Annotated in this window: 13 protein-coding genes; 3 read left to right on the forward strand and 10 right to left on the reverse strand. The window is 41.5% G+C overall.

The window, feature by feature from the left end; genetic code table 11:
- Positions 1–12: 12 nt before the first annotated feature.
- Positions 13–3,402: a chromosome segregation SMC family protein gene (locus S4054249_RS17570; RefSeq protein ID WP_046356478.1), complete on the reverse strand. Its 3,390-nt coding sequence runs from the start codon at positions 3,400–3,402 to the stop codon at positions 13–15.
- 43 nt (positions 3,403–3,445) lie between these two features.
- The gene (locus tag S4054249_RS17575) at positions 3,446–4,177 is read right to left on the reverse strand and encodes a TrmH family RNA methyltransferase (protein WP_046356477.1); all 732 of its coding nucleotides are present in this window, start codon (positions 4,175–4,177) and stop codon (positions 3,446–3,448) included.
- Between the two features lie 216 nt (positions 4,178–4,393).
- On the opposite strand from S4054249_RS17575, the gene S4054249_RS17580 reads away from it, so the two are divergent.
- Positions 4,394–4,687, forward strand: a complete 294-nt coding sequence (locus tag S4054249_RS17580) for a hypothetical protein (protein ID WP_046356476.1) — start codon at positions 4,394–4,396, stop codon at positions 4,685–4,687.
- 83 nt (positions 4,688–4,770) lie between these two features.
- On the opposite strand, the gene S4054249_RS17585 is transcribed toward S4054249_RS17580, so the two are convergent.
- Both S4054249_RS17585 and S4054249_RS17590 read right to left on the reverse strand, forming a co-directional pair.
- On the reverse strand, positions 4,771–5,358 hold the full coding sequence (locus tag S4054249_RS17585; protein WP_046356475.1) for a hypothetical protein: 588 nt from the start codon (positions 5,356–5,358) through the stop codon (positions 4,771–4,773).
- Between the two features lie 52 nt (positions 5,359–5,410).
- Positions 5,411–5,683: a hypothetical protein gene (locus S4054249_RS17590; RefSeq protein WP_046356474.1), complete on the reverse strand. Its 273-nt coding sequence runs from the start codon at positions 5,681–5,683 to the stop codon at positions 5,411–5,413.
- A gap of 231 nt (positions 5,684–5,914) precedes the next feature.
- Between S4054249_RS17590 and cysZ the strand changes: the two genes are divergently transcribed.
- Positions 5,915–6,640, forward strand: coding sequence for a sulfate transporter CysZ (gene cysZ, locus S4054249_RS17595; protein WP_046356473.1), 726 nt, complete (start codon positions 5,915–5,917; stop codon positions 6,638–6,640).
- A gap of 94 nt (positions 6,641–6,734) precedes the next feature.
- On the forward strand, positions 6,735–7,919 hold the full coding sequence (locus tag S4054249_RS17600) for a glycerophosphodiester phosphodiesterase family protein (protein ID WP_230851922.1): 1,185 nt from the start codon (positions 6,735–6,737) through the stop codon (positions 7,917–7,919).
- Between the two features lie 53 nt (positions 7,920–7,972).
- Here S4054249_RS17600 and S4054249_RS17605 read toward each other — a convergent pair whose 3' ends face one another.
- From S4054249_RS17605 to S4054249_RS17630, 6 genes are all read right to left on the reverse strand, one after another.
- A complete protein-coding gene (locus tag S4054249_RS17605) occupies positions 7,973–8,242 on the reverse strand; it encodes a hypothetical protein (protein WP_046356471.1) in 270 nt (89 codons plus the stop codon).
- 218 nt (positions 8,243–8,460) lie between these two features.
- Complete coding sequence (locus tag S4054249_RS17610; RefSeq protein WP_046356470.1) at positions 8,461–10,089, reverse strand: FAD-dependent oxidoreductase; 1,629 nt, start codon at positions 10,087–10,089, stop codon at positions 8,461–8,463.
- 518 nt (positions 10,090–10,607) lie between these two features.
- A complete protein-coding gene (locus S4054249_RS17615; RefSeq protein ID WP_046356469.1) occupies positions 10,608–10,907 on the reverse strand; it encodes a hypothetical protein in 300 nt (99 codons plus the stop codon).
- Positions 10,908–11,048: 141 nt separating this feature from the next.
- Positions 11,049–11,801 (reverse strand): ankyrin repeat domain-containing protein, encoded by a 753-nt coding sequence (locus S4054249_RS17620; protein ID WP_145925047.1) that lies wholly within the window; start codon positions 11,799–11,801, stop codon positions 11,049–11,051.
- Entirely contained in the window at positions 11,783–18,826 is a 7,044-nt protein-coding gene (locus S4054249_RS17625; protein WP_046356467.1) for an FG-GAP-like repeat-containing protein, read from the reverse strand. The genes S4054249_RS17620 and S4054249_RS17625 overlap by 19 nt, the downstream gene beginning before the upstream one ends.
- 171 nt (positions 18,827–18,997) lie before the next feature.
- Positions 18,998–19,348 carry a hypothetical protein gene (locus S4054249_RS17630; protein WP_046356466.1) on the reverse strand — a complete coding sequence of 117 codons (351 nt, stop codon included), beginning with the start codon at positions 19,346–19,348 and terminating at the stop codon, positions 18,998–19,000.
- Positions 19,349–20,388: the final 1,040 nt, after the last annotated feature.

Raw genomic sequence — 20,388 nt, forward strand, 5'->3', positions numbered from 1 at the left:
CCTTTACTTTTGTTATGTATGTGCCATCTGCACTGCTTGCTCTATATCAACAGCAACTACACGTGAAACACCTGGTTCCGCCATAGTCACCCCCGTCAGCCTTGCGGCCATTTCCATCGCCACTTTGTTGTGGCTAATATATATAAATTGCACCGCCTGAGACATTTCTTCTACGAGACGACAAAAGCGTCCAACATTTGCATCGTCTAGCGGCGCATCTACTTCATCCAACATACAAAACGGTGCCGGATTTAATCTGAAGATAGAAAATACCAATGATAATGCGGTCAACGCTTTTTCTCCACCACTTAACAGATGAATTGTCGTGTTTTTCTTACCCGGCGGCCTCGCCATTATAGTAACACCACTTTCCAACAAATCATCACTGGTGAGCTCTAAGTAGGCATTTCCGCCACCAAACACTTTTGGAAACAGCTCTCCTAAATCACGGTTTACCTGATCAAAGGTCGCTCTGAATCTTGTTTTTGTTTCTCTATCAATCTTTCTGATCGCATTTTCAAGCGTTTCCAATGCCGCAGTTAAGTCATCTAACTGCACATCAAGATAGGTTTTTCGAGCTAGAGCTTCATCAAACTCTTCAATGGCAGCCAAATTAACGGCCCCTAACATAGATAGCTTTTGTGTTGTCGCAGTTAACTGACTTTGATAGACCCCAACACTTAACTTTTCATCCAATGTAGCCAGCACACCTTTCAACGTTTGCTTGAGCTCCAGTAAAGGCTCCAGTGCAGCTTGCGCTTTTACAACTAAGCTCTGCTCTTGTAATTGTAGCTGTTGTTTTTGTTCTTTGAGTTTAAGACTATTCGCCTGGGCGTCCTGCACACTACTTTGCTTTTCAGCTAATTGTTGTTTTGCCTTTGTAACCTCCTGCTCCACGTCGGTGAGTTTCTGTTGCTGCACTTGATGCGTTGTCAGTAATGTTGAGATCTGTGTTTGTGTTTCTAACAAGGGGGTTTCAAGCAACATCAGTTGCTCAGCATTGCCTTCTAACGCCAACATACTTTGCTGCATACTATCATTTAAATGGAGTGATTTTGTCGCACTGATCTGTTGATCACTTTGTGCTTGTTGTAGGGCCATTTTTGCTTGATGCACCTGCTCTTGGGCTTGTGTTTTCCCAATGAGTGTCGCTTGGGCTTGCTGTTTATTCGCCTCAGCTAACAGTTTTTTATCAACCAATTTTTGCTGCACTACGGCCAGATGTTCCTGTGCTTTTTGGTGTAACTCAGTTTCCTGCTGCACCAATGTTTGCGCCGAAGCGACCTCTTGGCGAATATGCGTTAACTCTCCGGCAAGTTTGTCTGATTGTGCCTGCCAACCCTGGTGCTGCAACTCCAAAATTTCTAATCGGCTTTTATTGGCAGCCACCAACTGTGCCACGCTGTGCACCGCTTGCTTATTTTGCTCAACACTCTCATCTAATTCAGCATGTTTGGCAATCAACATTTGACTATGTTGCTCTGCTTCAGCTAAGCCTTTTTCCTGTATAGGGATCTTTGAGTTTAAGGTATCTAACGTTTGATAGTTGACCAACTGGCTCGCACTGCCCTGCGGCTTGGGCATTGTAAAGTTATCACCATAAACACACCCTTCATCATCAATTGCGAGGATAAAATGTTGCGTAGGCACAAATTGTCTGGCTGTCCCCAGCCACTTTACATGATTTAAAAAGGTAGGAAAAACCCCTGATACGATGAACTGTGCGACACTTTCAACATGAGGCTGTCGTGATTTTTCCCAAAGTCCTGGTCCATTTGGTTCATCACGTAATGATAATACATCCAGCCCAAGCAGTGCGCATTCAACAATTTGCGCATACCCTGCTGAGACTTTTAATTGCGCTAAAAATGAAGGGAGATCAACACCGTCGTCCGCGCCTAAAAGCGTATTTAAAGTGTCTCGTTCAGCAGTACTTTGTAGTAGTTGTTGCTGCGCGTTTTGCACAGCCCCTTCGCTTACACGAATTTGCGTTTCACTATATTGGCGCTGCTCCTGCAGCTTATGCGATTGGCTTTGCAGCGCAGCCATTTCTTTCACCAGCGACTGCTGCTTGCTCTGTTCCTCAGCTAATAACTCACTGCTATTTTGTGCTGTCAGTGTCTCGCTATCGGCGACTAAGCTGGCATGACGCTCCTCGAGATGACGCAACTTCTGTTTTGCTTGTTGCAAAGTCACATTACTGGCCGCATGTTGCTCTTTTGCGACAGAGCCTTGTTCTGTCAGTTCATGCAATTCCCTATCAACATCATTATTGAGTTGATGCGTTTGCTCATACACGGCCACTCGTTCTTCAAGTTCAGCTTCTGCAAGCGCCAAACGCTCAGCTGCCTCCTCACTCTTTTGTTGATGTATGGCACAACTGGCTTGCTGCTCTGTCAATAATGCCTGCGCTTTTACTTGTTCTGACGTTAATTTTACTTTTGCTTCATTGAGCTCAATACGTTTTTCTGTAAGGTGAATTTTTTGCTGTTCAGCACGGGTCAGCTCAGTATGTGTTTTATGCAACGTTTGCTGCAAAGCACCCAGTGCATCCGTTAAATGTGTAACTTGCTGCTCAAAACTCGCTACCACATCGTTTTGCCCACCATGGGCTTGCTCTAAAAACTGTAACTTTTCATCTAATTTAGCGATTTGCTGCACTTTTTGTTGCAATTTATCGTTAAAGTCCTGCCACTTTAACACTGCCAATTGACCTTTTAAGGTCCGTTCTTTGGCTTTTAATTCCTTATACTTTCTTGCGGCTTCCGCTTGCTGGGCCAATCTATCAAGCTGCGATTGCAGTTCTTTACGCATATCCAATAAACGCTCAAGATTATCTCGCGTGCTTTTTATTCGCGTTTGCGTTTCTCGTCTACGCTCTTTGTACTTAGAGACACCGGCCGCTTCTTCTAAAAAGACTCTCAGTTCATGAGGCTTACTTTCGATAAGCCGCGAGATCATGCCTTGCTCTATGATCGAGTAGCTACGAGGCCCTAAGCCTGTGCCGAGGAAAATATCCGTAATATCGCGACGGCGGCACTTACTGCCGTTTAAGAAATACAAAGATTGACCGTCTCGGGTCACTAAACGTTTAATAGCGATTTGATTTCTGTCTGCAAGCGAACCTGGTAATGTCCCTCGGGTATTATCAAACATCAGCTCAACAGAAGCTTGTGAAATGGCTTTACGATTTGTCGAGCCATTAAAGATTACATCCGTCATCGCATCACCGCGCAAGTTCTTAGCTGAACTTTCACCTAATACCCAGCGTACCGCATCAATAACATTAGATTTTCCACAGCCATTTGGCCCAACCACACAGGTCATCTGATCAGGAAATGGGATCTTGGTTGGCTCGACAAAGGATTTAAATCCGGCGAGCTTAATGTGACTTAAACGCATAGACAGAGTTATTTATTTTTATTACTACAGTAACAGTCGTACATTAAATTGAGCGGCGAAAGTTATCAAGTATGATACCCGTGGCCATCGCCACATTCAGTGACTCTGCTTGTCCATACGCGGGGATCGTAATAGGTTGGTTAACGTACTGCCCCGCTTGCTCGCGGATCCCGTGTGATTCGCTGCCCATCACCAACACACCTTGAGCTGAGAATGGTGTTTTATGCACGCTTTGTCCATCTAGATAAGCGCCATAAATCGGCCCATCATACTGACTTAAAAACTGAGTTAAATCAGTTCTAACCACATTCACTCTAACAAATGAGCCCATAGTGGCGCTGATCACTTTTGGATTTAAGTGATCCGCACAATCTTCACTGACCACAACTTGCTTAAGTCCATACCAATCTGCCAAACGAATAATCGTACCAAGATTGCCCGGATCAGATACCCCATCAAGTGCTAAAATAAGACCACTTTTATCAATCTCTTTCTCTTTGGGGATTGGCACGATGGCAAGCGCTGCATTATTGCTTACTAAGGTACTCACCTTACTGAGTGATTGCTCGTCACACTCAGTTATTGGACACTGCTTTAAGGCTGCATGATGCGCACTGATAAACTGTGGCGTGGCAAATATCTGCTGTACTTCAACACCGGCTTGCAATAATTCCAAGACATTTTTTTCACCTTGAACAAGATATAAACCATGTTGTTTACGGTATTTTTTTTGTGCCAGAGCGCGAACAAGTTTTTGTTGATTTTTAGACAGCATACACACCTCATTTGGTTAAGGAGCGAAGTATATACACAATATAGAATAAAAGGCAGTGTAATTGCCCAGAGCTAGGCAGGATGCGCTACAAATTAAGCAAAATAATCGCATGCAGCTTACTTTGCACTCATTCAAAAGAGTGATTACAATAGCGGCACAATTTAAATGTGATACTGTTTGATATCACCCCGACCAATCCCTAGTTGAGACGCAGTTATGTCCGCAGAGCTTCACATAATTCTTTTGAATGTTGCCATCTTATTTATTGCTTATTTTGCGATATATCCAACATATGCGGGAAATGACTTTAAAAAAATCTCTACTCAAGACTTTATTGCCTCAATGGTCTCTTTGGGTATTGCAGGGTCGGTTTATTTTGCAACAGGCGTTGAATTTACCTTATTCTTTTTTGAGGTAAGCTGGGCGTGGTTTACCTTAGTGAGCTTCACCATCATCGAACTGCCATTATTTTATTGGTATGCCAAACGCCATAATGTCAAACTCCCTTAAGCTGTAAAAAACACTAAAAAGACATTAAAAAAGGCATCATATAGATGCCTTGGCTTTAATTTACATTAACTTTGGGGGAACTGTTACATTTCTTTGTTATGTAGTATTTGTGCAACTACATCTTTAAAATCATGACTCGCTTTCAACGTTGAAATCACACCGTTACTACGTTTAACAAGATCAATAATATCAAAATAGCCCACCGCTTTTTTCTGGCTATTTTGCACAAATAAATAGGATAACCCATCCGCTTCAATCGTTGCTTTGATGTCACCAACAAGTGCGTTAACCACCTGTGCAGTCGAGATTTGGCGTAGTGAAGCAATAGGTACCATCATGTCAGAAACCACCAGCTCACTGCGACTTACCCCCATTTTTTGTGCTTTTTCTAAAACGTTACGACTGCCTAGCTGAGCTAATGCGATTAACCCAACAGGCTCATTGGCGGAGTTCATAACTAATGCCACTGACTGATGCGTTTTATTTAAAACCAGAGTTGCATCGTCCAAACACGCATCGACATCGATGTGTATCGCTGGCAATGGACGTAAAAACTGCTCTGCTGGCAGCTGTTCAAATGTTTTTGTATTGGTTGTGACGACATTGAATGTATTGTTAATAACAGCGCCATTATCAACGGCTGCTGTTTTTAATGCATGATAAAAACTCATGATCCACCTCACGACGATTAATTAGAATTAATAATGTTGTTTTACAAGGGGATTAATGAGCAGGGGGGGCGCGAATTTGAGTACTGTGTGGCTGTGAGTGAAAGGTGGCAGAAAAAACAAGCCCGATCTGTTCAGCATCATAGTGGGTACTTTTTGATGCTACAAACGGCACAGCTTCATCAAAATCGATATCCAAGTACTGAATATCTAAATCTGCAATAAGCTCTACAACTTGCTGCCTTTCTTCTGCTGCATGCGCTCCCGCCGCCGTTACACAAAGCAACGTCGCTAAGCTGACTGCAAACAAAAGGTGAAAGACACGCATGCTGTTTTTTCTCCAAAAGAATATATTAATTAGTGTATGGACTCACCTAATCGTTTACAAGGGGTAAACGGTTAATATGTACCTAAGATAATTGTAAGATAGTGTGACATAAGTTCACGCTCCCAAGAATATCAAGCCTTTGGCACAAAGCCATGGCATAAAAAAATCACGCACGAAAGTAACAATACCGATTATAATAAGCGTTAACTGTTCCCAATTTAGAGTTTATTTATGCAAATTACCAAAGGGATGGAGTACTTTATCGCTGGCTTCTCAATGCTTGGCCAAAAAGGGTTAAAACGATTCGTTTTTATTCCTCTTTTGATCAATATTGTTTTATTCGGCGGCTCACTATTTTTCTTATTCGACTGGTTAACACAAGGGTTTAACTACTTGAGTACCGCCTTGCCAAGCTGGCTCAGTTGGCTCGAATGGTTACTTTGGCCACTGGCAATTTTAATTATATTATTTAGCTACAGCATGGTCTTTACGGTGATTACTAATTTTATCGCTGCGCCCTTCAACGGATTATTGTCTGAGAAAGTAGAACTACATCTAACAGGTCAGCCTATTAATGACGATGGCTTTGCAGATATCGTCAAAGATGTGCCACGTATGTTGGGCCGAGAGTGGACTAAACTCTGTTACTACCTGCCTCGCGCGATTATTTTCTTTTTAATGTTGTGGATGCTGCCGGTCATTGGACAAATTTTATGGATCCTCTTTACCTGCTGGATGTACAACGTACAGTATAATGATTACCCCTTTGATAATCACAAGATTAGCTTCACCCAAATGAAGCAAGATCTCAAAGGCCAACAAGGGCTTTCATATGGGTTTGGGTTTGCTGTTTTTGTGCTCACAGCCATCCCATTTGTTAACTTGATTGTGATGCCAGCAGCAGTGTGCGGGGCAACCAAACTTTGGGTAGAAAATTATCGCGGTAACTACCGCTAATAGCTCATACAAACGTCATAATTCATACCGATAATAGTTAAAAAAACAACCTTACTTGGACGTTATGCAAATTTTAACTACTATCGTACTTACCATGGCACTGCTGTGCAGTGCCTATTCACACGCCACTGCTCAGCTGGGTCCTCGACCTTTTTATTTAGTCGATCAAATGGCCCCTAGCACTTTAAAAACAAAACTATCACGCTGTATGAATAGGCCCGTATTTAAAAGTGATTTTTCTATTGGCCACCGTGGTGCGCCAACACAATTCCCTGAGCATACAAAAGAGTCATATCTGGCAGCTGCGCGAATGGGAGCGGGTATCCTCGAGTGTGATGTCACATTTACCAAAGATAAAGAACTCGTTTGCCGTCATGCACAGTGTGACTTACACACCAGTACCGACATTTTGCTGCGTCCAGAACTTGCCGCTAAATGTAGCCAACCTTTCACACCTGCAGACATGAAAACGGGCACACCTGCGAGCGCGAAATGCTGTACATCAGATTTAACGCTTGATGAATTCATGCAACTTAAGGGCAAAATGGATGGCGCCAACCCTAACGCACAATCGCCTCAAGAGTACGTTAAAGGAACTGCCAATTGGCGAACTGACTTATATTCTGCTTCAGGGACTTTAATGACGCACGCGCAAAGTATTGAGTTGTTTAAGTCTTTGCGTGTCAAAATGACACCAGAATTAAAAGCCCCAGCGGTCGATATGCCATTTAACGGTATGACTCAAGAAGATTATGCACAGAAGATGATCAATGAGTATCGCTCGGCAGGCGTATCTCCTCGTAAAGTGTTCCCTCAATCATTCAACATTGAAGATGTACAATATTGGCGACATCAAACTCGCTTTGGTAGACAAGGAGTGTATCTAGATGGACGCTACCGTGACGAAAATTTTGATCCCAATAGCCCTCAGAGCTGGCAGCCAAGTATGGATGAAATAAAAGCCAGTGGAGTGAATATTGTCGCACCGCCACTGTGGGTGTTATTGACCTTAGATGAAACAGGTAAGCTCGTCCCCTCACAGTATGCAAAAGCAGCTAACGCGGCAAATTTGGATATTATTACTTGGACACTTGAACGTTCAGGTTTAATTTCTCAAAACGGGGGATGGTATTACCAAGGGATCAATGACGCTATCAAAAATGAAGGCGACGTCTATACCGTATTGGATGTGCTGGCAAAACAAGTGGGCGTAAAGGGCGTCTTTAGCGACTGGCCTGCAACCACTACCTTTTATGCAAACTGCATGAACCTGTATTAAACCCTTTTAATGTGATGTGCAATATACTTTGCACATCACACCTTATAACATGCTTAGAAATACTTGCTCGTACCAATCGTGCCCGGGCCTGTAATTGGCCCTGTGATAGTTCCTGGATTCGTGATTGTGCCAGTATAAGGACCATCAGGATCAGTTGGACCTGTCTGAATAATCGTGCCATGTGGCGTGACAGTGCCGATATGATCGCCTCCCACATTGACATAAGCACCATTTGCACCACCAATGTGATTGGTCATCTTTGATGGAATAACAGCAGCATCTTGAGAAAGCGCCTTTAATTTACGTTTTTTAAGATTTAACATTTTAAGCTCCTAATTAAAATCATCCCAAATACTACGAACCGATTAAAATTCAGCAACTTATAAAACCCTATAAAAATAAAAAATTACACCTCATAATAAAAGTGCTCATTTTTTAGCATGTTAATATTCTAATAAAAATCAAATAATTAGAATTTAATAACAAAAAATAAGGCAAATATTCAGCGCTATTTGCCTTACTTATGATAAGAAAAGAGAGTTTACACTTCGATGGATTGTCCGTGATTTAAACGATCAGCAGGATCTAATAAACGTTTTACTTTTTGTAGCCTAGGGTAATTACCTTTGTAATATAGATATTGCCAATTCGCTATGTCCATATCCGCATAATTCACATAACACCCATCCATTACACCGTCTGGCACAGGCCCTTCTTTGCCATACATTTTATGATAAAAATGATTCATCCACTCTAAATGATATGGATCTTGGCTGGGATCAAACCAATAAGTTTGATATTGCAGCTTCATCACAGAGCTTCGATGAGATACCGCCGTGTCTTCAGGTGACAGCGCATTAATTTGACCACCGTAAGATGATAGCTGCAATGTACCGCTTGGATTTAAGTAGTCACCATGGCGCAGTTCATCCCACAAAGTACGGATCTGCGCTTCAGGAAAAGGCTTATTCATATAGGCTGACTTGTTTTTACCGCGCGCACCTATCAGTGGCCCCGCCGCGTATTGTGTACCATACCACCAAGGCAAACTAAAATAACTGCCCGGAGGTGTGGGTCTGGGTGGTGCATCCTCTTGACTCTGTATACCCATATGATCTGATGTACGCAATCCAAGTTTAGCTTGGGCTAATTGCGCCGCAGAGAAAATAGCATCCAAAAATTCATCTATTAATCCAGGATCACCCGCACAGAATAATTGCAAGCGTATACTGCCCCCACCGCCAACCGATTTTGGCATAGACATAGAAGTATGTAGCGCATTGAATCGGCTCTTAGGGCCATTATTTTGGGTCCAAAACTCACCATAATTGTTAATTAAAGCTGCAAATTGAGGATAGTCTAAACTGGCCCATGGCAACGACACTTCTTGTGTATGTATAAAAGCAGGTACATCTGGCAAGTCTTTGAAAAAATATTTAGTAACAATACCAAAATTACCACCACCGCCGCCTTGGTGCGCCCAAATAATTTCATCCGCCTGAGCAGATTGACCTTTGAAATATTTGCGCGGGTAAGTTGCCTGTCCACCCCATTCATTAAATGCCACCAATTCGACACCAGCTAAATAATCGCTCGACAAACCATACTGACGAGAGTGTATGCCAAATCCACCACCACAGACATGACCACCAACGCCAACACCAAAACATGACCCTGCTGGAATTATCTTGCCAAACTCTTTAAATAAGGTTTTATAGGTGTGGCCTAAATTAGCCCCCGCTTCCACCACATAATAATCACCATCTTTATAAATGCGATCCATATTACTGATGTCGATTACCACCCCATTATCGTTATCAACAAATCCTTCATAACAGTGCCCACCAGCACGCACGGTAATGCGTTTACCCTGCGTGATTGCATCACGGGCAGCCATGTATACTTCATGGGCTGAGCTACAGGCTCCTATGTAGGTCGGTTGACTTAAAAAGCGCATATTTGATCCCAGCAACATAGAGATATAACGCGGATCATTACCGAATACTTTATGATATTGACCATACTCCCCACGGGCCTCTGCAGAGGTGGATTGCAACGCCAAAGGTGCTGCCCCAACCACCCCTCCAACCGCCAGTGACTTTTTCAAAAAGCTACGGCGAGATGTTTGCTCTGTTGATGGTAAAACCAACTTTTGTTCTTTATTATCCATAGTACTGTCCTTACATGTTATTGTTATTGGCCACACGGCGTCCTGCCACTATCCAAACCCGACACGCTCCGGCATGCGACGTGTCCAATGTAGCAATAAACAAAACAAGAATTGTATATAAATTAGACTAAAGACGTAGAGTGAAAAATTAACGACAAATAAAATAGCCCTTAACTTAAGGGGTCCATAATGATAGTAAGTACAAACAATCAGTATGTATCAAAATATTTCATACTTTCTTTAACTTGGAGATGTGCTCTACTATTCAAAATCTAACCAGAAATAAAATATGTGACCTGTAGCGAAGTAATGAACGCTATCGCAAAGATAAAAAAGCCAGTCCATTATCAGAAGCTATCGGCACGGTTAGATTAAAGTTTCGTAAGCATCTATGAGAAAAAGCGACCTTCATAAAGGTGGAAGAGTTTTATTAAAAGGAATTCATAAAAATTTAAGGTGCATCTACAACCTAAAAAAAAGGCTTAGCATAAAGCTAAGCCCGTTTATAACATTGATAATTAAATAGCTATATCAATATAATTAATCAAAGGCTCTGTCGAGGCACAACTTTTATTTTCTTGAAACTCTATCGCTACTTTCTTATTCGATGCTGCGGCCATCATCGCTACTGAAAACATAGATTTATAATAATCGTTAGACAAGTAAATACGAGCATACTTGCTGCACCCTTCAAATAATACATAAGCAACACTAGGTCTCACCCTAATGTTTTTAATTTCCGTACTCGGTTTAGCGTTATAAGCCAGTGACGCTTCACTACAGAGAAGTAAGAAGCAAAGAGCGATCATTTTTTTCATTTTTTATACCCTCAAATTATTCATTTTTTTAAAAGTTAAAGTTTATTATAAAAATAAAAGTAAAATTATATCACCATCTAAGATTAAATTATTAATCATCATCTAAGATTAAATTATTAATCATCATCTAAGATTAAATTGTTAATCATCATTGCATTTAGCAGCATCCGCCAAACGTTGATAATATTTTTCAATCTCCAACTGTGCAGAGTGCGTTAACTCATGCTTGCGCTCAATGGCTCTATTTAGCTGGAAACACGCATCTCCTACATTGGACAGAGGATTCAAATTTATATCGGCCCCATTCTCCAATAACTTCCACGCCATAAAAAACCGATAAGAGCCAAGCGCTCTGACAATAGGCGTTCCTCCAGAGTTATCAACATTGTTGACATCAAATCCTTTGCTCAGAGCTAACAAAAACGCCTCGTTCGTATCTGAGCTAATGATTTTATAGACAGGTGTTCTACCTAGTGCATTCCTTTTATTAAAATCAGCACCATGCTCAGCTGCGGGTCGTAAGTATTCAATCCCTATCCAGCTTGCCAGAAACGTAACATTATCACCCCTTTCACCGTATGGAATATTGGGATCTGCGCCCGCTTCAAGTAACCTTGTGTAGGTATCAAGCTGCCTGCCTTTTATAGCAAAGTACAAAGGCGTAAACCCTGTTTCCCCTTGACAGTTCACTTGATGATTTGGCGTCGCAAGCAACGTATTTAAACGTTTTAAATTTCCATTTAATGCTGCACGGGCAAGCCTTAAGCACACTTGGTCCGTATATTCTTGCTCAGGTAAAATACTATAAATACCGCCTGTTACTGCATGACCAAGTTGTAAACAACCGGTCAGCAGGAACATTGGCGCAACCATCGCTAGTCGGAATAGTCGCAAGGTTTACCTCCCATAGATGAACACGCACCAACTACACCGTGTGAACTCAATGGCGTCAGCGCAATTTGCTGCCCATTTGCAGATGGCAAGAAGGGGAGTAATTGCCCAATATGCAGTAAATCAGTCGTGTTGTAATATGCTTTGATCTTGGATGGATCAACGGTTGACATGTTTACGCCTTTTCGAGTCATCGTTCTATCATGAACACCCGCAGCGTTAATCGTGGTTGCAGGGTTGCCGGTAAACATCGACGCAGCAGCAGCAAGTCCCCCCCCGAGCGAGTGTCCCGCAAACTCAACATTATCACCTAACTTATCCACCACAACCTGAGCTAAGTCCATCGCTTCATTGTATTGTGTTGTTTCAATGCCAAATGCCTGCGTAATATCCGCACCAACATCAGGTAGCAACTCAGCAGTACCGCGATAAACCAGCAGGTATTTACCCTGATCATCTTTAAACAAAGCCGCGTTCATACTACTTTCAGTATTGAATGCTTTTGGATCTAAACTCATTGCTTCAAGCTCCTGATCTGAAAGTCGTTTATAACTATCAGTCCCCTGACATTGCGCAAAGTCTTCATACACACAAGATGCAGCTTCGATTTTAGGTAAGTCTGCAATAGCGCTTGGAGTCACCTTCAAAGAGAACTTCTTGTCTATCTCTTCCACTGCTTGCGTCATACCTGTTGCATCCATGACTTTGCCTTGCAACCACTGTTTTGCCAAACTCTTACTCAAGCCACCTAAGAAGTTGGCCATTGCCGTTCCCCCTCCCTTAATGGCGTTGTTAACACTAATTGCAAACTGTGCATAACCGTAATAAGTGTATGCTGTCAGCGCATAGCTAATTGCGGTTGCTACCGCAGCACTTACTGCTGAACTTGCAGCAATGGCCTTAAGTGCGGTAATCGCTAACGTCACCCAAATATATCCACTTGGATCGGTTTTATTCAGCGGATTATTAACAACATAAGAGTAGCGGTTTAAGCTTTGAATATTTTCAGGTGCCTGCACCATAGGATCGGCTTGCAAGAATCGGCCGAGGATGGGATCGTATATCCTGCCCCCCATATGAACCAAGCCAACTTCATCCAATTGCTCATGGCCTGTATATCCGCGCAGCGTAATAAAACTGGTAAATTTGTTAGTATCGCTAAAATCACGCGCCCATGTTTTGGCATCACGACGCGCACCAAATACGTCGAAGCTCATTATCTGCACAGACCGGCCATTACTATCAGCAATGACATGAGTCGATCCTAAGTGATCATCCAAGATATATCGTGTAGTCGCCTGATTATTGACGGTCGTAACTAATACCTTTCCAGCAATATAGCGTTTGCTTACCCAAGTGCTTTGACCGCCATATCTAATAAACTCAACTTTACCAACATATCGAGTCTCCTGAGCAATAGGGATAAATGTGGTCAAATCACCATTCAAGATAGGGATTAATGCGCCTTTCTCACCACCGTACTCAAGGCGTTTATAGCGTTTTCCATTGCCTGAATACTTAAACTCAACCCAGTAATCACCTTTACTAATGTAGGTTGGCTTATGGAAAGTGTTATAGCTTAAAGTCCTATCATTGTCTTTAACCATGTTGCCCGACGCATCGTACTGGTATTTATTCGCACGGGCACCAGTGACCTCAGTGACAGCATGTGGCCTACTTGATTGGTAATGGTAGTTACCCACACCAGTCTTATACGTAATATTACCTAACTCGTTGTATCGAATATCAGTGGTTGCAGCACCCGTAATGGTGCTACGAGTTACTCGGTTGAGTGCGTCATAGGAAAAAGTTTCTTTTTTACCAGCTACTAAATCTTGTCGATAGTTCAGATTACCTAGGTTATCCCAGTCATATCGCAAGTTTTGTAACGTGCCGCTACCCGTTGTTGTCATACTGGTTAATAAGCCTGTCTCTGCGTCAAAGCCTTTATTGCGAACAATTCGGCTACCCAAACGTTCTTTGGTTAAGTTGCCAAACGCATCCACCGTTTCAGCTTTCCAGACCACCGAGTTAGTTTGACTATCTTTGAGCGATGCGAGGTGCTGGTGGGCATTGTAGGTATAAACAACACTCTTACCAGACGCATCAATTTCTTTTGTCAGCTGTCCGGCACTATTGTATTCCCATTTTTCTTTATAGGTATCACCATCAATCACAGTTTGCTTTTCACGACTACGACTAAATGCGTCGTAATAATAACGCTCTATAAAGCCAGATACTTTGTCATGAACAGTATAAACTTGCCCTTTGGCATAACTGCCACTGTCGTAGCTGGTCACAGTTTGATGCTCAAGTACCGAGCCTTTTTTACGAACAGATTCAATGATACGACCCAGTGCATCATATTTATAGGTCATAACATTACCATTGCTATCCGTCTCTTTAACCAGCTCATGGTATTTGTTATAGGTGTAGTTAATGGTGCCTTTATCAGGATCTACAACACGTACTTTGTTACCGTATTTATCGTACGTTACCTGAATTTGGTTGCCTTTTGGTCCCTTAATGTTTCGCGATTTACCGTTTTCGTCATACTGATAATCCGCTGACTTGTTGTTCGCATCGGTAACCTTAACCAATAGGCCCATGACATTTTTAACTTGTGTATTGCGACGACCAGCAGGGTTAATATTCGTTACAGATTCACCGTTATACTCAGTTTTCCAGATAGAGCCATCTGCTTTAGTAATTTTAATTACTCGATTTTGCTTATCGTATTGATAAACAGTCCAGCGGATGGTATCACCAGAAAAATAAGGAAGGGACTCTCTGTACTTACGACCTTTAGTATCATAGCTATAGTCGGTATATACATATGTACCGCTTAGAGATACACTGCCTTTTCGTATTTCTCGGCCATACTTATCAAAATAAACCCTAGAATCAGGCGTACCCTCAACCGTAGTTTCTTCAAAGTAAGTTGCATTTGATGGGCAGTGGTTTACCGATTTACACCAATACTGCACCTTGCTCGTACTCAATGCTTGGCTACCTGAAATACTGGCATTGTTGGCTGGTGTTGACACTTCTCCCGTCACACGTCCAAGTTGATTATAGGTACTGTATGTACGTTGACCATTCGCTGTTTGCACGTAATGCTTACGACCAAGATTATCGTAACCGATGCTGCTTCTATGACCCAGACTATTCGACTCTCCCGTCAAGTGACGGTGCGTACTGTCATAATATTTCGTCAGAGTCTTATTTGCTAAACTAGGCGATGACACCGTTTCTTTAGTTACCAAACCATAACTATTAATTGTGTAACTCGTCACCACACCATTATCAGCCGTTGTTTTAATCACCCTCCCCTTACTATCATAGGCGTAGTTTACCGTTTGCGTATTTTGGTAATTACCACGATTACTGCCATTGAGGCGGTTTAAATAGCGCTTTGTAGTTTGCTTCTTAGTTAATCTTCCACCGTATTTACTGTACGAGTAGGTATGTGACTCAGCCGTATGTGCATAGCCATTTTTACTATCAATAGTGCTTTTTTTCGATACAGGATTACCGAAGCTATCTATGGTTAATTGCTCTGTTTTGGTAGAGATTAGCGTTTGGCTGCTGGTATCCGTATTGTAAGTTTTCGTCACCGACCGGCTAGGGTAAACCATGTATGGATAAGTATTGTTGCCCGTTTTAAAGCCAGTGTCTCTCTTATTGCTTTGAGTATTTGTAACTTCAGACTTAAGTCTCCAAATACTGCTCGTTGATGCCCTTTGTGTATTCAGTTCAGAGCTGCTCATCGCAATCAGTGGGGATGCGATAAGTTCATCTACCGGGATACTTCTTGGTAGCTCACAACGCTGGCCAGGTTCCCAATTACAGTTACACATTTCAGGCATTTCATCGCACGGATCAATAGGGGGAGGAGGAGGGTTTCCGCCTCCACCTGAGCTTGAATCACTGCCAAACTTAACGTATGTCTGTACTTTCGACACAGAGCCACGATAATCGCCATCTTGACGATACGTGCTAACAACTTTAGTACCTGCATTTCGACTCTCTATTACAACCTGCCTAAAGCCGAGCATGCCTCGTCCTACTTGTGCCTTAGCGCCATAATATTTATAAGTAAAGAGATCCTCTCCTTTACGCAATAGACTGACAACACGCGCTCCTTTGTTAATGTCTGTGACCCTGCCATTCCCCCAGTTCTTATGTCTAGCATCATAATCAGGTACATATACACTGCGGTTGTTGAGCGTTGAATATGACACTGACGTGCTCACACCAAAGCCATCAGTAACTGAAGAAAGAAGCGTCGCAGGGCTATCACTATTTTGATACAACCCCATTCGCCCAGAGAAAACTAATTTATCAGGTGTGCCGTCACCGGTTACATCCATAAAGGTTGTAAAATCGAAATTAGACCCTTGTGAAGTCAACTTTCTCGCCGTAAAACCGCTGCCATTGAAAAAATAAAAGTGATCGCCGTGATCTTCTCGATAGACTTCAGCGGTACCATCACCATTAATATCAAACGTTTTTAAAGCGGCCTTATTATATTTAAATAGATGAATAGCACTGTTGAACCCATGCCCGTTATTAATTCTCGCATACCAGTTGTCACTGTTATTTCTATACAAAATATCAGCGAGACCATCACCATTTAATTCAACAGCTTGTATGTCCTTAATATTATAAGTTGAAGCAACCGTGACAAATTCAGCAAATGTATCACTTCCCTGAGAAACAAGAATTTTCCAACTATAACTATGGCTATATCCTTGTGTTGTAATCGGTGAGCTTTGCTGTGCCATAGACTGCTGTACTTCAACAACTGGGGCACTTGTTACGTTCACAGGATTTAATTGTTTAGGCGAAACAGGTACTAGTGCCTGATTCTCATTCGAATAACTCATTGTCATCACAGCTTGTGATCTTGGTTCAATAACCCTTGGATCTTCGCACTGCCATGGGTTATCGCACGGTGGAAATGGGTCATCATTGTAAGTCGAGACTCTTACTTTCGCTAAAAAGTCCGCTCTACCGTCTCCGTTAAAATCCATCGCAGGAAAAGTATTATCATCCTTATCGTAGGACATCATTGATGCAGTCGACCCGCTCGGCGCATTTAGATTAAACTTGATAGGTTTTGCGGCCCCACTCGCTAATCCCGTTTTCGTACCTTTTTGATACGATAGCTTATTACCAACAAAATGTAGTAGTTCCGGATAACCATCGGCATCAATGTCTAAAAAGCGCGTATTTTGATCATTGTTGGGTTTACTAATTGACGTCAACGATGTAAATGAGAAGTTCATACCAGACGTATGGCGCATCAGTTTCCAATGCTGATTACTGCCAGAAAGAAAGAGAATGTCATCTTTGCCGTCTTTATCATAATCCACTATTTTCCATGTTCTACGAAAAGTCTTATTCGCCAAATCATTGTAGCGACGCTCATCTCCAAACCCGCGGCCTGTATTAGGGATCATGTAAAGGTGATCTGATGAACTACCACGATCATTTCTGACATAAGCGATATCGGTTAAACCATCGCCATTAAAGTCCATAAACTGGTGTGCTTTATATCGACTATTTCTTGAATAATCACGGCCAATGTCACGACCAAGTCTTACTGTTCCGCGTGTCTTCCAGTTAAACACGGTGGGTGACAAGCACTTATTGCTGCTTGAACATGCCTGCACTTTTTTCAGTACACTCTCTGTTACACCCGTTCCTACATAACCGTAAGTTAAATTATAACGACGTAATAGACGACCCGAATAATAAGACTCAATATTCTTAAGGCGTTTAGTAAGCGTTATTTTATTTTTTTTCAAGTAAGCTAGGCGGCGTTTATCAAGGCGATCTTCCCAGTTAAAACGCACTTCATTTCGAGTCGCACCACTCCCATGACCTGAGTACTTGATAGATGTAGGATAAAACTCAAGACTGCCGTTCACCTTGGTGTAATTATAAACATAGTAATTACCCGACGCATCTTCGACACGCTTTAACGCCCAAGTATAACCTCGGCCATTGCTGGCCTTAACTAGCGCATCCTGTGCAGAGCCGTGTTTACCATAAGTCAGTTTATTTCCCTGTGTATCATACACAGTAAACGCATATGGACCCGTAGCCGTGCTAGATGTATGAGCAATGATCTTTTGCCCAGTATTCTGCCTAGTTCGGTATTCTGAGTTGTTGCTGCCATAGGTGCGGCCTGATTTTACAATCAGACGTTGCCCATCTAGACAAAAGCGATCATTCTGATCTAGATTTACTGATCCAGCAACGCCATCGGTCTCCATATTTTTTTCACATCGAGTGATGGCACTGAGCCCATCGATGTTAAAACCGACCCCAACGTGGCCATTGCGCGGGTTAGATGCATAGCTCAGTGATACATTTGGTTTCAGTCCACCAGTCGCTTCGCCTAAGGTGATCGGAATATTGTAGGTAAATTCACCGCCTGGCGAAACATTACTTTGGGCAGGTAAAGAGCCAACATAATCATTGGTATTAATGGCATGACTCAGCCCTGTGGACTGCGCATAGTGCACTTTACTTTTTTTCGTGTCGACAATATCAGCACGAAAATCATAGTTCAGATCCCGTACTTCCATTTGCTGACCAAAGTCTCGGATATTAATCCCGATTTTATAAGGTTTAACACGATTACGTGAAATCAATAGCTCATGACCCAAATCAGTTTGGATCAACGCATCCGGACGTCCATCACCATCAAAATCACTGCGTAACCGTTTACCTACAACATCCATTTCGCTGCGTAGTGCCGAAAACTCACTTTGAGAAAGGCCTTCTAATTCAAAACCGTTCGCCGTTTGGATTATTTGTACATAAGGGTGTGATTCAAATACACGAATACTAACCGGTGCTTCATCTGCAGTCGTTACTTGTTTTACAGGTTGTTGATAATAAAGATTACCACTGTTGTCTTGCCATACATTATTTGTCGGTGTGACGGGGCTGGCATGACCCCACCAACTGAATAGCCCAAAAGATAGGGCCATTAACCCTTTTTTCTTTAACATATAGAATTCACTTTTCTTGTTGTATATCTAAGCCGCAAATTGGCATTGATCACAAAGCAATAAAGTACTTCGTAACGTAAAGACGTAACTACTCACCTTGACTATTTAGCCAAAAGTTATACTCTTATGATTACACTTAGTTGCTCGATATCAGAAGTGCGTTAGGAAAAGTTATTCAACAACTTTGACTTCAACAGATTGCACTGAACAGCTTGGAGAAGCGCTATTAAATGAAAGACCAATAGGTAAGTTCGCTGCGATTGCCGTTAGCAGCATAGATTGCATATTGCGGAAATTAGGGCTTTTTTTATCTAAAACTGCAGCATTATCTGCATCGAGGTTGCAACTTAATGTCGCGTTAGTGCCTTCATGGAATTTAATTTTTACAGCATCGCTATCAGCGATAACAGAAGAAAATACAACGTTTGATACGCCTTCGCAGCTATATTTATTACAGCTAGCCTGTGCAGAAGAAGCGCCAAGTAGAAGGGCAAAAGTAAAAAGTGTACAAGCAGTTTTCATAATTTTATCCTTTATTATGTTTTTATATTGTTTAATTTTCAGCCAAACCCTATCATAAAGACGTAACAATTAGTATAAAAAACACAAAAAACGTAAAAATTGTTAATGCATATTGATCAAAAGTTCAATTAACAACATCAGTCCGATAAGAAAATACACCGCTCACCTGTAACAGCCACAATAGAGCACCTCATGCTTTACACTCAATACACTATCTTCAGTTTTCACAGTTTCACCCAACATCTATTCAAAACATATGAAAAATCAGTAAGTAGACATAGTGAAAAAGATTGAAAACAACCGTGCTTAGGTTATATGTGATGGTTAGGTTGTGTTAAGAAAAATATCAAGAAGTTCGCATGTGAATCGACTTGCGCCTATCATAATTCCGTATATTTATGTTTCGATCAGTCCTATGGGCATATGCTTATCTACATAAGTCCGACAAAATAACCCGCACGCAGTTATAAAAAACATCATAAAATCACCAAACTGATTAGTTTACTTTAATGTCAATGCGCGCTGTAAATCTATAAGACAAAGGTTTCTGCATTTCCACCTTAAAACTATGTATTCAAGCTATATATACAAGTGGCTATATTTATATATCGATTAATATTCAAACACATCTCCTACCACTATTAAAATCCGAAAAAATCAAGCCATCGATGATTCTAACGTAACAATAAAAATGAAATGTATATAATTCAGTCAAAAAAACTGATTTAAAAATCATATAAATCAGCTTAATCACAACATTGCTATGGCAAAAAAATGACATTCATTGGACAGTAATGGCCTTTTAAACAGGACCCAAAAAAGAAACATTTAAAACCAATAAATTACAAAGGCAAAAAAAACAAAAACCCATAGAGAACAAAAAAAACCAACAAAAATAACAAAACACCATGACAAAATAAAAAACACCGATTTATTTAACAAAACTTATTAATTAAAAAATAACAACAAAGGATATAATTAAAACCCCAAAAAAACATAAAATGGTGAAAAAATGCGAGAAATAATAGTGAGAATATCAA

Source organism: Pseudoalteromonas luteoviolacea (genome assembly GCF_001750165.1).
In the GTDB taxonomy this organism is placed as follows: domain Bacteria; phylum Pseudomonadota; class Gammaproteobacteria; order Enterobacterales; family Alteromonadaceae; genus Pseudoalteromonas; species Pseudoalteromonas luteoviolacea_G.

Coding starts and splice junctions, on each gene's coding strand:
- S4054249_RS17625 (WP_046356467.1), bottom strand. CDS start 18,826: ATGTTAAAGAAAAAAGGGTTAATGGCCCTATCTTTTGGGCTATTCAGT.
- S4054249_RS17580 (WP_046356476.1), top strand. CDS start 4,394: ATGTCCGCAGAGCTTCACATAATTCTTTTGAATGTTGCCATCTTATTT.
- S4054249_RS17585 (WP_046356475.1), bottom strand. CDS start 5,358: ATGAGTTTTTATCATGCATTAAAAACAGCAGCCGTTGATAATGGCGCT.
- S4054249_RS17575 (WP_046356477.1), bottom strand. CDS start 4,177: ATGCTGTCTAAAAATCAACAAAAACTTGTTCGCGCTCTGGCACAAAAA.
- S4054249_RS17605 (WP_046356471.1), bottom strand. CDS start 8,242: ATGTTAAATCTTAAAAAACGTAAATTAAAGGCGCTTTCTCAAGATGCT.
- S4054249_RS17630 (WP_046356466.1), bottom strand. CDS start 19,348: ATGAAAACTGCTTGTACACTTTTTACTTTTGCCCTTCTACTTGGCGCT.
- S4054249_RS17570 (WP_046356478.1), bottom strand. CDS start 3,402: ATGCGTTTAAGTCACATTAAGCTCGCCGGATTTAAATCCTTTGTCGAG.
- S4054249_RS17600 (WP_230851922.1), top strand. CDS start 6,735: ATGGCACTGCTGTGCAGTGCCTATTCACACGCCACTGCTCAGCTGGGT.
- S4054249_RS17610 (WP_046356470.1), bottom strand. CDS start 10,089: ATGGATAATAAAGAACAAAAGTTGGTTTTACCATCAACAGAGCAAACA.
- S4054249_RS17590 (WP_046356474.1), bottom strand. CDS start 5,683: ATGCGTGTCTTTCACCTTTTGTTTGCAGTCAGCTTAGCGACGTTGCTT.
- S4054249_RS17615 (WP_046356469.1), bottom strand. CDS start 10,907: ATGAAAAAAATGATCGCTCTTTGCTTCTTACTTCTCTGTAGTGAAGCG.
- cysZ (WP_046356473.1), top strand. CDS start 5,915: ATGCAAATTACCAAAGGGATGGAGTACTTTATCGCTGGCTTCTCAATG.